Source organism: Qipengyuania sp. SM2507 (assembly GCF_053714505.1).
The window spans coordinates 1,897,798-1,911,362 of record NZ_CM132307.1; the positions used below are offsets into that span (position 1 = coordinate 1,897,798).

Below are 13,565 nucleotides of genomic sequence, written 5' to 3' on the forward strand. Positions count from 1 at the left end.
CGCGCTCAGGCGAGCGCATAATCGCTGACGAAGGCGTTGGTCTTGCGCTCCTGCCCAAAGGTGCTGGTCGGGCCGTGCCCGGGGATGAAGGTCACATCGTCGCCCAGCGGCCACAGCTTGCCGGTGATCGCGTCGATCAGATCCTGGTGATTGCCCATTGGGAAATCGGTCCGCCCGATGCTCCCCTGGAACAATACATCGCCGACCACCGCGAATTTGCTCGGGCGGTGGAAGAACACGACATGGCCGGGCGTGTGGCCGGGGCAATGGATGACCTCGAGCACCAGCTCGCCAACGGTGACGGTGTCGCCATCCACCAGCCAGCGATCGGGCTCGAACACCTGGCCGTTGACGCCGTATTTCCTGCCGTCCTCGGCGAGGCGGCTGATCCAGAAGCGGTCGTCCTCATGCGGGCCCTCGATCGGCAGGCCGAGTTCCTTGGCGAGAATCCCAGCCTCGCCGCAATGGTCGAGATGGCCATGGGTGATCAGGATCTTCTCCAGTTCCACCCCGGACTGCTTCACCGCCGCCTTGAGCTTATCGAGATCGCCGCCGGGATCGATCAGCGCACCCTTGTTGGTCGCGGTGCACCAGATCAGCGAGCAATTCTGCTGCAGCGGCGTGACCGGGACGATACCGGCTTTCATCGGCGGTGTGGTCGGCGGCTGGTTGGAAATATCGGTCATGGCAACTCAGATGGCGGACGCGCCCGCGCTTTGCAACGGGTGCAGCCGGACGCCGCCTTGCGCCCCGCCCCCAATCGCAGCCGGTCAGTAAACGCGGAAGTCGATCACCCGCCCGTCGCTGCGGAAGGTGCAGGTGAATTCGTCGCGGCGGCGATCGCGCGAATCGGTCCGGCCAACCACGCGCACCGAATCTCGCGTGACCTGGTCGACCCGATCGATGGCCACGCGACCATAGCGCGTGGCCTGTTGGCCGCAGGCGTTGAAGGCAGCGCGTTCGAAATCGTTGCTGTAGCCCGTTCCATACGGGTCGGATCGGGAATCGGCTCCGTAACGGCCGTCGCGATATTCATCGTTGCGATAGGGATCGCCGCCGAAAATTCCGCCGAGCGGGTCAGACCCATAGGTGGTGCATCCGGCGAGCATGACGGTGGCTGCGGCGATGGCCGGGAAGGCGGCGGGAAGGGAGAAATTCTTCATGGCGATGTTCCTTTAGGCAAGGGTTCGCGCCCACCCGCGAGCCGGATACCTGACTTACGAGAGCCTGCCGGGAACGTTCCGGCCCACCCGGATCGCCAAAACCCGCAATCGCGATCAGATCCGCCCGCCCTTCCACACCACGCGGCCGATGATCTCCACCTCCTCGCGCGCCAGTTCGATCGGGGGGTAGGCATCGTTGGCGCTGACCAGCTTGATCCGGTCGGGGGCGCTGGCCTGGATCTGCTTGACGTGGAGAGCGTCGCCGATGCGGACGACATGGATACCCTCGCCGGCGCGCTTGTTGCGATCGACGAAAATCTCGTCGCCGCTGCGCAGCACCGGCTCCATCGAATCGCCCTCGACCCTGATCGCGGAGAGATCCGCGCCCTCCAGCCCCATTTCGCGCAGCCAGCGGCGCGAGAAGCGGAAGCTGTCGAAGGAAATTTCCTCCGTCCCGACCGCACCCGGCCCTGCCGAGGCATCGAGCGGGAGCCGCGGGACCGCGAGGAATTCCTCCGCTGCCGTTCTGCGGGAAACTCGCGCGGGCGCGCCCAGTTCGCCTTCCGAAACGCCGAAGAATTCGGCCAGCCGCTGGCGATCGCGCTCCTCGAGCCGGCGGGGCGAGCCCTTGCGGACGAATTGCTGGAGGTAGCTCGGGTTGCGACCGAGCATCGCGGACAGCGAGGCCAGGCTGGCGCGGCTGGCCTGCGCCAGTTCGAGCAGTCGGGCGCGCTCCGGCCCGGAATCATCCTGAATTTCGACCAACGGCTTTCCTCGGCACTTGTCGAACCCGACATCGACAATTCCTATAGCATAGGATTTTTCCTAGACAAGTTGGATTTCGGCTGGAACAAACGGCGAACGCAAACCGCGAATCGCCAAGCCCCGAGGGAGTGCCATGCTGATCCGATCCGTCGAAAAATTCCTCCGCGAGCAGGATATCCCCGCCACCAAATTCGGGCGGCTCGCGGCGAGCGATCCGCGCTTCGTGCTCGATCTCAGGATGGGGCGCGAGCCGCGTGGCTTCATGGCGGCACGGGTGCTCTCGTTCATGGAGGGTTATCGCGCCGGAAAGGAGGCCGCGCATGGCGAGTGAATCCGCCCCGCTCCACCCGCCCAAGCTCGCGCGGCGCTCCACAACCGACCGGCTGCGCGACGCGCTCCTGGCGCTGGCCGAACAGCGCGGCGAGGTGCTGGTCCATCGCGAGAAGGCCTGGGCCAGCATCACCTTCGCGGGCACCCGCCACGCGCTCTCGCTGCGCTTCGCCGGGCCCGAGGCGGTGGCGGCGGGCGAGCGCTTCGTCGCGGCGCTTCCCGAGCACGAATTCGCCATCCCCGGCCAGTTGGTCGCCGATGCCACGGTGAGCGAGGTCGAGCATCGCCTGTTGCCCGGGCAGCAATTGGTGGTGGGGTGCGAATTGCTGCTGCTGGAGGAGGCGTGAGCAGCGCCGCGCTGCTGCCCCATCCCGCCCAAGCAGCGTCAGTTGCGGCGGATTACCAGGCTGCGAATTTCGGTCATGTCCTCCATCGCGAAGCGCACGCCCTCGCGCCCCAGCCCCGAGTTCTTGACCCCGCCATAGGGCATGGAGTCGACGCGGAAGCTGGGCACCTCGTTGATGCAGATACCGCCGCATTCGACCCGGTCCCAGGCGTCGAGCACCTTGAACAGGTCGCGGGTAAATATCCCCGCCTGCAGCCCGAATTCGCTGCGGTTGACCTCCGCCAGCGCCGCTTCGAAACTCTCGAACTTCATCAGCACCGCGGCCGGGCCGAAGGCCTCCTCGTTGACCACCTTGGCGCCTCTGTCGACATTCTCGAGCAGCGTCGCCTCGAGCATCCGCCCGTCGCGCGCCCCGCCGCACAGCAGCGTCGCGCCGCCATCAACCGCCTCGTCGATCCAGCTCTTGAGCCGCTCGGCCTCGTCGTCGTCGATCATCGGTCCGATGAAGGTGTTGCGATCCTTGGGGTCGCCCGCGACCAGCTTCTTCGTGCGCTCGATCAGCATGTCGCGAAATCTATCGTAGACCGCTTCGTGCACCAGGATCCGCTGGACGCTGATGCAGCTCTGCCCCGACTGGTAGAAGGCGCCGGTGATGACGCGGTCGACCGCATCCTCAAGATCGGCATCCTCGTCGATCACCACCGCGGCGTTGCCGCCCAGTTCGAGGACGACCTTCTTCTTGCCCGCGCGCGCCTTCAGCGCCCAGCCGACCTCGCCCGAGCCGGTGAAGGAGAGCAGCTTGAGCCGCTCGTCGGTGGTGAACAGATCGGCGCCGTCGCGGCTGGCCGGGAGGATGGAGAAGGCGCCCTCGGGCAGATCGGTCTCGGCCAGCACCTCGCCGATGATCAGCGCGCCCAGCGGGGTCTTGCTGGCGGGCTTGAGCACGAAGGGGCAGCCGACTGCGAGCGCCGGGGCGATCTTGTGCGCGGCGAGGTTGAGCGGGAAGTTGAACGGACTGATGAAACTGCAGGGCCCCACGGGCACGCGCTTCCAGATCGCCTGATAGCCCGCCGCGCGTTCGGAGATATCGAGCGGCATCACCTCGCCGCCGAGCCGGACCGATTCCTCGGCGGCGATGCGGAAGGTGTCGATCAGCCGCGCGACCTCGCCCTCGGAGTCCTTGATCGGCTTGCCCGCCTCGACGCAGAGCGCATAGGCCAGCTCCTCGGCGCGTTCCTCGAACCGCGTTACGCAGTGATCGAGCACCGCCTTGCGCTGATAGCTCCCCAGACGCGCCATCGGCTCCGCCGCGCGTGCGGCGCCGGCGATCGCCGCGTCGATGATTGCGGGGGAAGCCAGCGCGGTGCGAAAGGCGATCTCGCCGCTGTATTTGTCGGTCACCGCGAGATCGGTGTTGGGCTGCTCGGCCCGGTTGTTGAGATAGAGCGGGTAGGTGTCCTTGAGCTTGGGCATGGGGAAGCTCCTCCTTTGCGACATCAACCCGGCGGATACCGCCCGCGTTCCGCTATACGCTCTCAGTACCCCAGTTCGAGGTCGAGCCGCGGCTCGACCGGTTCGCCACGCTTCCAGCGTTCGAGATTGGCGATGAAGCGGTCCGCGCTGCGCTGGAACATCCTGGTCTGTGCGCGGCCCGAGAGGTGCATGGTGATCTGCGCGTTCTCCAGCTCCCACAGCGGGTGGTCTTCGGGCAAGGGTTCGGGGTCGGTGACATCGAGCAGCGCCGCCTCGATCGATTTTGTTCGCAGCGCCTCGATCAGAGCGGGCTGATCGACCACATCGCCGCGCGCGATATTGACCAGCACCGCACTGGATTTCATCGCCGCCAGTTCCTCGGGCCCGATCATGTGGCGCGTTTCCGGCGTCGAGGGGACCGCCAGCACGACCCAGTCGAATTCGCCCAGCCGCGCGCGCCATTCGTCGGGCCTGAGCGCGCCGTCGGCGCCCGAGCGGCGCACCGGAACGACCTCCATGTCGAAAGCATCGAGCCGCGTCTTCACCAGCGCGCCGATCGCCCCCATGCCGAGCAGGAGCACCCGCTCGCCCGCCAGCTCGCGCTTGCCCGGGCTGTCGAGCAGCCACTCGTGCCGATCCATCGCGCGTACCACCTCGGCATAGCCCTTGGCGTGCGCGAGCATCAGCAGGACGACATATTCGGCGATGGTCAGCGCGTTGATCCCTGCGCCATTGGTCACCACAGTGCCGCGCTGCGCCAAGAGATCGAGCGGCAGGAAATCGAGCCCGGCGTAGATCGAGTTGAGCCATTTGAGCCCGGTAGCCGCGGTAACCACCTCCGCCATCGGCGCGTGCTGGGCAAAATCGAACCACCCGATCTCGGCAAGCGGCGCCAGCTCGAGCGCCTGTTCCCTGGACTCGAACCACTTGGCCTCGACCCAGTCGGGCAGGCGCGGTTCGACCAGCGGGCGGATCATGGCGGAAAGGACGGCTGTGGTCATGCGGTACTCCTGTTGGACGACGACCCTAACCGCAACTCAATCCAGCTTCCACTCCCAGCCGAGCGGATCGCCATCCATGACCTCGACCCGCTTGGCGGCGAGCTCGTCGCGGATCGCGTCGGAGGCGGAGAAGTCCTTATCGGCGCGGGCCTGCTGGCGGCGGCTGATCAGCGCGGCGATTCCGGCCTCGTCGATTTCGGCAGCCACCGGGTTAATGCGCAGGTCCTCGCGGGTCAGCTCGAGCAGGTCGAGCCCAAGCAGCTGGTCGGCGATCCGCACCCCCTGGATGCGCTTGGCCGCGGGGGTCTTCTTCGCGCCGAGCAGCGTTTCGAGCTGGGTCAGCACCACGGCGGTGTTGAGATCGCCGCCAATCGCCTCGTCGAACATCTGCCGCTCCTGCGCGCTCAGCGGGAAGCTGCCTTCGGGCTGCTTGCCGGCGGCGAGTTCGGCCTTGAGCTTGTCGACCTGCATCACCAGCCGCTTGAGCCGGGTCAGCGCTGCGCCCAGCCCCTCCCAGCTGAATTCCAGCTCGCTGCGGTAATGCGCCTGGAGGCACATCATCCGGTAGGCGAGCGGGTGGTAGCCGCGGTCGATCAGCAATTGCAGGCGCAGGAACTCGCCCGAGGATTTGCTCATCTTGCCCGAGCTGCCCTCGTCTTTTCTGGCGATCAGGAAATTGTTGTGCATCCAGATGCGCGCACCCGAATGCGCAGGGTCGTCGAGCCCGCCGCAGCCGCAGAAGGCCTGGTTTTGCGCGATCTCGTTGGGGTGGTGGATCTCGCGGTGGTCGATCCCGCCGGTGTGGATGTCGAACGGGAAGCCGAGCAGCTTCTCGCCCATCACCGAGCATTCCAGATGCCAGCCCGGCGCGCCCTTGCCCCAGGGCGAATCCCATTCCATCTGGCGGGTCTCGCCAGCGGGAGTCTTGCGCCAGATCGCGAAATCGGCGGCGTTGCGTTTGCCCGCGACGGTGTCGATGCGGCCCCTTGATTCCTCGGCTCCGTCCTCGGTCACCGCGCGCGCGAGGCGGCCGTAATCGGCCACGGTCGAGACATCGAAATAGAGCCCGGAGTCGAGCTCGTAACAATGCTTGTCGGCGATGCTCTTGGCGAATTCGATCATCGGATCGATGTAGTCTGTCGCCACCGACCATTGCGAAGGCTGGCGGATGTTGAGCGCCCGGACATCGGATTTGAAGGCATCGGTGTAGTGGCGCGCGATATCCCAGATCGATTGCTCGGATTTTGCCGCGGCCAGTTCGAGCTTGTCCTCGCCCGCATCTCCATCGTCGGTGAGATGGCCGACATCGGTGATGTTGATGACATGGGTGAGCTTGTACCCCTGCCACTCGAGCGCGCGCCCGAGCGTGTCGGCAAAGACATAGGCGCGCATATTGCCGATGTGGGGGTAGTTGTAGACCGTCGGACCGCAGCTGTAGACGCGTGCCTCTCCTTCGTGGACGGGGACGAAGGGTTCGAGCGCGCGGGTGAGCGAGTTGAACAGCGTGAGGGTGTGTGCGGTCATGCGCGCCGCATAGGTCGGTGCGCGCCCTTCGACAAGCTCGGGGACGCGCGCTAGCCCCACCCCTCCCAGCGTGTGCTCTCCTCCAGCGGGGCGCGCTGGACCTCGAAGCGGTTCACCGGCGCTTGCGCATCGCGATAGCCGATCGCCATCCCGCAGAAGAAGGTGTGGTCCGCCGGGATATCGACCATCTCGCGCACCTGCGGCGAATAGGCGGCCCAGGCCTCCTGCGCACAGGAATCGAGCCCCGCCTCGCGCAGCAGCAGCATCATCGTCTGCAGCCACATGCCGATATCCGACCATTGCGGCGGCCCCATGTATTTGGGGGTGTGGACCAGCATCAGCACCGGCGCGCCGAAAGCGCGGAAATTCTGCGCGAACCACATCAGCCGTTTGGCCTTGTCCTCGCGCGTGATGCCGAGCGCGGCATACATGTCCTCGCCCACCCCGAAGCGGCGCTGCTCGTAGGCGCCGTCGAGGTCCTTGGGATAGATGTCGTATTCGGGCTGGAGCGCGGCGCGGCCCTTGGGGAACTCCAAGGCCACGCGGTCGAACAAGGCCTGCATCGGCGCGCCGGTGAGCAGGACAGCGTTCCACGGCTGGACATTGCCCCCCGAGGGCGAGCGCTGCGCCTGTTCGAGAATCCCGGTGAGCAGGTCGCGATCGACCGGCTGATCGGTAAAGGCGCGCACCGAGCGGCGCGACTGGACAGCGTGCGTAACCTGCATACGACGCGCGTATCAGACCTGCGCAGCACTGCAAGCCCATGGTGTATTGTATAACCAATACGGTTGATGTATCCTTGTTCAAGGAAGGAGCATCCCATGCCAGACCTGAGCCACCTGCTGCAAATTCACCTGAGTGCGGCCGTTCTCGCCATCATCACGGGTGCCGTGGTTTTCCTACTGCCAAAAGGCGATCAACGCCATCGGCGCTGGGCCTATGCCTATGTGGCGGCGATGCTGGTTACTACCGGTGTCGTCGCGTTTGTGCCCGCAACGGTTCTGGAATTCGGAAACAGCGGTTGGGGCTTCTTCCACCTGTTCATCCTGCTCGGCGGCGCCAGCTCGCTGGTCGGTATCTTCGCACTGGTCAGATGGCACAGCACCCGCGATCCGGCCTGGCTGCGCAACCATCAGATGCGCTTCACCTTTTCCTACGCCGGTCTGCTGATGGCGGGCTTCAGCCAGTTGACGACCAATCCGCGCTTCGGGCTGATCGAAACGCTTACACCCACGCAATTCTGGATCGCCTTCCTAGCGACCAACGCCGCTATCCTTGGCGCGGCGATGGCATTCGTGGGGCGCTATCTGGCAAAGGGCGATCCGCGCCGCCGCTATGCGCTAAAGCCTTGATCACTCCTCCTCGAACAGTCCCGCGAGCTGTTCGATGATCGTCCCGCCGAGCTGCTCGACATCCATGATCGTCACCGCGCGCTTGTAGTAGCGGGTCACGTCGTGGCCGATGCCGATCGCGACCAGCTGGACCGGCGACTGTTTCTCGATCCAGCCGATCATCTTGCGCAAATGGCTTTCGAGATAGCCAGCCTGGTTGACCGAGAGCGTGCTGTCGTCGACCGGCGCGCCGTCGGAGATGACCATCAGGATGCGGCGGTCCTCGGCACGGGTGAGCAGGCGGTTGTGCGCCCACAGCAGCGCCTCGCCGTCGATGTTTTCCTTGAGCAGGCCTTCGCGCATCATCAGGCCGAGATTGCGGCGCGCGCGGCGCCATGGCTCGTCGGCCTGCTTGTAGACGATATGGCGCAGATCGTTGAGCCGACCGGGTTCAGCGGGACGACCGTCGGCGAGCCAGGCCTCGCGGCTCTGCCCGCCCTTCCACGCGCGGGTGGTGAAGCCGAGGATCTCGGTCTTGACCCCGCAGCGCTCCAGCGTGCGCGCCATGATGTCGGCACTGATCGCCGCGATCGAGATCGGTCGCCCGCGCATCGAGCCCGAATTGTCGATCAGCAAGGTCACCACCGTGTCCTTGAACTGGGTCTCGCGCTCGCTCTTGTAACTGAGCGAATGGCCCGGGCTGATCACCACCCGCGCCAGCCGCGCGGCGTCGAGCATGCCTTCTTCCTGGTCGAAGTCCCAGCTGCGGTTCTGCTGCGCCATGAGCCGCCGCTGGAGCCGGTTGGCGAGGCGGGTGACGATGCCCTGCAATCCGGCCAGCTGGCTGTCGAGATAGGTCCGCAGCCGGTCGAGCTCCTCGCGGTCGCACAGTTCGGATGCCTCGATCACCTCGTCGAAGGCTTCGGTGTAGGGGCGGTAGTTGAAATCGAGCGGGTCGTCGGTCCAAGGGCGGTTGGGGCGGACCGGCTGCATGCCTTCCTCGCCCTCGTCGGATGGGTCGCCCTCGCCCATTTCCTGCTCGCCCTCGATGTCCTCCTCGGCTTCGCCATCGGCGTCGCCCTCGGCCATCTCGCCCGCCATCTCGGTGGTTTGCGGTTCGGCGTCGCCTTCGTCCTGCTCGTCGGCGCCGTCCTCGTCCGCGGGGGTCTCGCCATTCTCCTCGTCGCCGTCCTCGCCGCCCTCGTCGGGAGCGTCCTGCGGCAGGGTGAGATCGAGATGGCGCAGCATGTCGAGCGCGAGCCGCTGGAAGGAGGCCTGATCGTCGAGGCTCTCGGCCAGCGCCGCCATGTCGCCGCCCGCCTTGGCCTCGATATGGTCGCGCACCAATTCAACGCCCTTGCGCGCGCGCTCGGGGATCGCTTCGCCGGTCAGCGCCTCGCGCAGCATCAGCGACAGCGCGGTGGGCAGCGGAACCTCGTCGGCGCTGTCGGCGCGGGCGATCGGGTCGGAAGCGGTCCTGAGCTCCACCGCAGCGTCGAGATTGGCGCGAATGCCGGCGTATTGGGTGGTCCCCAGCGCCTCGTACCGGACCTGCTCGACCGCGTCGTAGCAGGCGCGCGCGATCGGTTCGGGCGGCGCGGATCTCTCGTGGACGCCCTCGTTATGGTGGCGCAGCTTGAGCGCGAAACTGTCGGCGAAACCGCGCGCTTCGCGCGCCTGGTCGGCCGGCACATTGCGCCCCGGCAGCGGCACGCGGAAGTTCTTGCCCGAGGATGAGGGGTTGTCCGCGCTCCAGGCGACCTCGACCTCTTCCTCGCGCGCCAGCGCGCGCGCGGTCCCGGTCAGCGCCTGCTTGAAACGGTCGAGGGGGGTCTGGTCGGTCATTCGGGTACGGTCATCCGTTGGTCGGGCTTGGGCGCGTCAGCCGATGGTCTGGCCGGTGGTCTTCCAGTCGGCGAGGAAGCCCTCGATGCCCTTGTCGGTCAGCACATGCTGCGCCAGCGCCATGATCACCTTGGGCGGCATGGTGGCGACATCGGCGCCGATCAGCGCGCTTTCGAGCACATGGGTGGCGTGGCGCACGCTGGCGACGAGGATCTGGGTGTCGAAGGCGTAATTGTCGTAGATCGTGCGGATGTCGCGGATCAGTTCCATGCCATTGGCACCGTTGTCGTCGTGCCGCCCGACGAAGGGCGAGACGAAGGTCGCACCCGCCTTGGCCGCGAGCAGCGCCTGATTGGCGGAGAAGCACAGCGTCACATTGACCATGGTGCCGTCTTCGGTGAGCTTGCGGCAGGTCTTGAGCCCGTCGATCGTCAACGGGACCTTGATGCAGACATTGTCCGCGATCTTGCGCAGAATCTCGGCCTCTTTCATCATCGTGGCGTGATCGAGCGCGACCACCTCGGCGCTGACCGGGCCATCGACGATGGCGCAGATCTGCTTGGTCACCTCGAGGAAGTCGCGCCCCGACTTGGCGATCAGCGAGGGGTTGGTGGTCACCCCGTCGAGCAGACCGGTTTCGGCCAGCTCCTCGATCGCGTCGATCTCTGCGGTGTCGGCGAAGAATTTCATGGGTCAAGCGCTCCGGGGGTTGCGAGTCCCGGAGAGCCTTAGCGAGCGACGGGCTATGCGGCTAGAGGGGCGGCTAGTGGCGGGCTAGAAGGCCGCTGCGGTGCCAAAGACGCCGATGATCAGCGGATCCCTGGTGGCGCGCGGATCGGCGCGGATGGCGGCTTCTTCGCGCGCGATCTCGCCCCAGATGATGTCGTCGACACCGCTCGCGACCCGCCCGGCGAGCGACCCGACATCGACACCGGAGAGGCCCGCAATCAGCTCGCCGACCAGCGGGTCCTGCGCGACCCGCATCGCGGTGCCGAGCTCGGGCACCATCGCCTCGACCAGCCGTCCGCCCATCTGCCCGCGCAGGAAACCAGTCGCCGCACTGGGGCCGCCGCGCACCAGATCGACCGCGTTCTGAAACCCGATCACCCGCACCGCATCGGTCACCAGCGGCGCGGCGCGTTGCGCCCCGCGATAGGCGACATCGGCAAAGGCGCTCTCGATCCGTCTCTTGAACAGCGCCGAGGTGAGGATCCGGCTCATCACATCGCCGCGGGTGCCGAGCAGATTGCCCAGCCCGAGCTGCGCCACCTGGCTGTCCCAGAAGCCATTGCCCTGCAGCATCCGCGCAAAGGCGCGCTCGCTCGACAGGAACAGCATCCGCTGGACCGCATCGACGAGGCTGTAGCCGCCCAGGCTCTGGCAGCCGGGGAGCACCAGCAGGCCGGTGCCTGCGGCGAGGCCGCCCAGCAGGCTGCGGCCCATGAAGGCCCTGCGAGCGGTCGGTGTGACGAGAATATCGGTCATATCGTGCATCCTCCTGTACCCCGCCCTTGTCGTTGGAACGGGCAACCGCCCATATGTGGCCCAACATGAACCGCGTCCGCTGCCTCGTCCTCAACGCCGCACTCGGCCCGCTCGACTACCGCGTGCCCGAGGGGATGGTGGCCGAACCCGGCCAGGTGGTCGAGTGCCCGCTGGGCCCGCGCACCGTGGTAGGGATCGTCTGGGAAAGCGAACGGCTCCCCGGTGCCGAGGTTCCGGCGGAGAAATTGCGCCCGCTGAGAGCGGCGCTGCCGATCCCGCCGCTGTCGGCGCCGTTGCGGCGGCTGATCGAATGGACCGCCGATTATTACTGCGCCCCGCTCGCCAGCGTGGCGCGGATGGCGCTTTCCTCGGGCGGGGCGCTGCGCGGACCCGCCACCATGACCGAATATCGCCTCTCGGGCGGGATGCCAGAGCGGATGACCGCGCAACGCGAGGCGGCGATCGAGGCGCTCGATGGCGAACAGGCGACGGTGCGCGAGCTGGCAGGGATCGCGGGGGTTTCCGAAGCGGTGCTGCGCGGGCTGGTCAATCACGGCGTGCTCGAACCGGTCGAGGTCGATTGCGACCGCCCCTACCCCAGAGCCGACCCCGACCATGCGCAGCCCGACCTCAGCCCCGAGCAGCAGGAAGCCGCGGATATCTTCACCGACGCGGTTCGCGCGAAGCAATTCGCTCCCTTCCTGCTCGATGGCGTGACCGGATCGGGCAAGACCGAGACCTATTTCGAACCCATCGCCGAAGCGCTGCGGCTGGAACGGCAAGTGCTGGTGCTGCTGCCCGAGATCGCGCTGACCGAAGCCTTCCTGACGCGGTTCGAGGAGCGCTTCGGCGCGGCACCGGTGCTGTGGCATTCCGCGCTCAAATCGACCGAACGGCGCCGCGCCTGGCGCGCCATCGCCGAGGGCGGTGCGCAGGTCGTGGTAGGCGCGCGCTCGGCGCTGTTCCTGCCCTATGCGAGGCTCGGGCTGGTGGTGGTCGACGAGGCGCACGAGGTCAGCTTCAAGCAGGACGACGGGGTGCGCTACAACGCGCGCGACGTTGCGGTGATGCGCGGTCATTTCGAACGCATCCCGGTCGTGCTGGCGAGCGCCACGCCCGCGCTCGAGAGCCTCGCGATGGCGGACAACGGCACCTACACCCGCGTCGAGCTGCCGCGCCGCTTCGGCGGTGCGCAGATGCCCTCCATCACCACCATCGATCTGACGCAGGAGAAGCCGGGCCGCGGCGCGTGGCTCGCCGAACCGTTGATCGCGGCGATCGAGGAGCGGCTGGCGCGGGGCGAGCAGTCGCTGCTGTTCCTCAACCGCCGTGGCTATGCGCCGCTGACCTTGTGCCGCAATTGCGGGTTCCGGTTCCAGTGCCCCAATTGCAGCGCCTGGCTGGTCGAACACCGCTTCAGCAGCCGGCTCGCCTGCCATCATTGCGGCCACGAGACCGCGCCGCCCGCGACCTGCCCCGAATGCGGCGAACCCGACTGCCTCGTCGCCTGCGGGCCCGGTGTGGAGCGCATCGCGGACGAGGTCGCCGAACGCCTGCCCGAGGCGCGGGTCTTCGTCGCCACTTCGGACACGCTCAACTCGCCGGGCCGCGCGGCGCAATTCGTGGCGCAGGTGGAAGCGGGCGCGATTGACGTAATCGTGGGCACGCAATTGGTAACCAAGGGGTTCCATTTCCCCGAACTGACGCTGGTGGGGGTGGTCGATGCCGATCTCGGGCTCGAGGGCGGCGATCTGCGCGCAGCGGAGCGGACCTACCAGCAAGTCGCGCAGGTCGCGGGCCGCGCGGGGCGGGCGAGCAAGCCGGGCGAGGTCCTGATCCAGACCCGCCATCCCGACGCGCCGGTGATCGCCGCGCTGGCCTCGGGCGACCGCGACGGCTTCTACGCAGCCGAGACCGAAGCGCGGCGGATGGCGGGCGCCCCGCCCTTCGGTCGCTGGGCCGCGATCATCGTCTCGAGCGAGGAGGAGGACGAAGCGCGCGAGGCCGCCAACCGCATCGGCGCCGCCCGCCCGCGCCACGACGACATGGCGATCTACGGCCCCGCTCCCGCCCCGCTGTCGCTGCTGCGCGGGCGCTATCGCTATCGGCTGCTGATCAACGCCAAGCGCAGCGTCGAACTGCAGGCCATCCTGCGCCGCTGGCTCGGCGCGCTCCACCACACCGCCGGGGTGCGGGTGAATGTGGATATCGACCCCTACAGCTTCGTTTGATCTTACAGGAAATTGTGCTTAGTCTCGATTTCGGGAATCGTGGGTCGCGACGCCTTGCAACGGACGCCTTG

At 67.0% G+C, this 13,565-nt stretch carries 14 protein-coding genes; 4 read left to right on the forward strand and 10 right to left on the reverse strand.

What is annotated here, in order from left to right:
• Nucleotides 1–5: 5 nt before the first annotated feature.
• The 3 genes from ACWIKC_RS09275 to ACWIKC_RS09285 all read right to left on the reverse strand — a co-directional run bounded on the left by ACWIKC_RS09275 (nucleotide 6) and on the right by ACWIKC_RS09285 (nucleotide 1,928).
• A complete protein-coding gene (locus ACWIKC_RS09275) occupies nucleotides 6–647 on the reverse strand; it encodes an MBL fold metallo-hydrolase (RefSeq protein ID WP_454599476.1) in 642 nt (213 codons plus the stop codon).
• A gap of 123 nt (nucleotides 648–770) precedes the next feature.
• Complete coding sequence (locus ACWIKC_RS09280; RefSeq protein WP_454597220.1) at nucleotides 771–1,163, reverse strand: hypothetical protein; 393 nt, start codon at nucleotides 1,161–1,163, stop codon at nucleotides 771–773.
• A 114-nt stretch (nucleotides 1,164–1,277) separates the two neighbouring features.
• Nucleotides 1,278–1,928, reverse strand: coding sequence for a S24 family peptidase (locus ACWIKC_RS09285; protein ID WP_454597221.1), 651 nt, complete (start codon nucleotides 1,926–1,928; stop codon nucleotides 1,278–1,280).
• A gap of 133 nt (nucleotides 1,929–2,061) precedes the next feature.
• Between ACWIKC_RS09285 and ACWIKC_RS09290 the strand changes: the two genes are divergently transcribed.
• On the forward strand, nucleotides 2,062–2,259 hold the full coding sequence (locus ACWIKC_RS09290) for a hypothetical protein (RefSeq protein ID WP_454597222.1): 198 nt from the start codon (nucleotides 2,062–2,064) through the stop codon (nucleotides 2,257–2,259).
• A complete protein-coding gene (locus ACWIKC_RS09295; protein WP_454597223.1) occupies nucleotides 2,249–2,605 on the forward strand; it encodes a hypothetical protein in 357 nt (118 codons plus the stop codon). The genes ACWIKC_RS09290 and ACWIKC_RS09295 overlap by 11 nt, the downstream gene beginning before the upstream one ends.
• Nucleotides 2,606–2,643: 38 nt before the next feature.
• Here ACWIKC_RS09295 and ACWIKC_RS09300 read toward each other — a convergent pair whose 3' ends face one another.
• The 4 genes from ACWIKC_RS09300 to ACWIKC_RS09315 all read right to left on the reverse strand — a co-directional run bounded on the left by ACWIKC_RS09300 (nucleotide 2,644) and on the right by ACWIKC_RS09315 (nucleotide 7,327).
• Nucleotides 2,644–4,077, reverse strand: a complete 1,434-nt coding sequence (locus tag ACWIKC_RS09300) for an aldehyde dehydrogenase family protein (protein ID WP_454597224.1) — start codon at nucleotides 4,075–4,077, stop codon at nucleotides 2,644–2,646.
• Nucleotides 4,078–4,139: 62 nt separating this feature from the next.
• Nucleotides 4,140–5,078 carry a D-2-hydroxyacid dehydrogenase gene (locus tag ACWIKC_RS09305; RefSeq protein WP_454597225.1) on the reverse strand — a complete coding sequence of 313 codons (939 nt, stop codon included), beginning with the start codon at nucleotides 5,076–5,078 and terminating at the stop codon, nucleotides 4,140–4,142.
• 36 nt (nucleotides 5,079–5,114) lie between these two features.
• On the reverse strand, nucleotides 5,115–6,602 hold the full coding sequence (gene cysS / locus ACWIKC_RS09310) for a cysteine--tRNA ligase (protein WP_454597226.1): 1,488 nt from the start codon (nucleotides 6,600–6,602) through the stop codon (nucleotides 5,115–5,117).
• A gap of 50 nt (nucleotides 6,603–6,652) precedes the next feature.
• Nucleotides 6,653–7,327: a nitroreductase gene (locus ACWIKC_RS09315; RefSeq protein WP_454597227.1), complete on the reverse strand. Its 675-nt coding sequence runs from the start codon at nucleotides 7,325–7,327 to the stop codon at nucleotides 6,653–6,655.
• 96 nt (nucleotides 7,328–7,423) lie between these two features.
• Between ACWIKC_RS09315 and ACWIKC_RS09320 the strand changes: the two genes are divergently transcribed.
• On the forward strand, nucleotides 7,424–7,954 hold the full coding sequence (locus ACWIKC_RS09320; RefSeq protein WP_454597228.1) for a DUF2306 domain-containing protein: 531 nt from the start codon (nucleotides 7,424–7,426) through the stop codon (nucleotides 7,952–7,954).
• Here the strand turns inward: ACWIKC_RS09320 and cobT are convergent, their stop codons facing one another.
• The 3 genes from cobT to ACWIKC_RS09335 form a co-directional block, all read right to left on the reverse strand.
• Nucleotides 7,955–9,778: a cobaltochelatase subunit CobT gene (gene cobT / locus ACWIKC_RS09325; protein ID WP_454597229.1), complete on the reverse strand. Its 1,824-nt coding sequence runs from the start codon at nucleotides 9,776–9,778 to the stop codon at nucleotides 7,955–7,957.
• A gap of 36 nt (nucleotides 9,779–9,814) precedes the next feature.
• The gene (fsa, locus tag ACWIKC_RS09330) at nucleotides 9,815–10,468 is read right to left on the reverse strand and encodes a fructose-6-phosphate aldolase (RefSeq protein ID WP_454597230.1); all 654 of its coding nucleotides are present in this window, start codon (nucleotides 10,466–10,468) and stop codon (nucleotides 9,815–9,817) included.
• An 84-nt stretch (nucleotides 10,469–10,552) separates the two neighbouring features.
• The gene (locus tag ACWIKC_RS09335) at nucleotides 10,553–11,263 is read right to left on the reverse strand and encodes a DUF4197 domain-containing protein (protein WP_454597231.1); all 711 of its coding nucleotides are present in this window, start codon (nucleotides 11,261–11,263) and stop codon (nucleotides 10,553–10,555) included.
• A 65-nt stretch (nucleotides 11,264–11,328) separates the two neighbouring features.
• On the opposite strand from ACWIKC_RS09335, the gene ACWIKC_RS09340 reads away from it, so the two are divergent.
• On the forward strand, nucleotides 11,329–13,494 hold the full coding sequence (locus tag ACWIKC_RS09340; RefSeq protein ID WP_454597232.1) for a primosomal protein N': 2,166 nt from the start codon (nucleotides 11,329–11,331) through the stop codon (nucleotides 13,492–13,494).
• The last annotated feature ends 71 nt before the right edge of the window (nucleotides 13,495–13,565 follow it).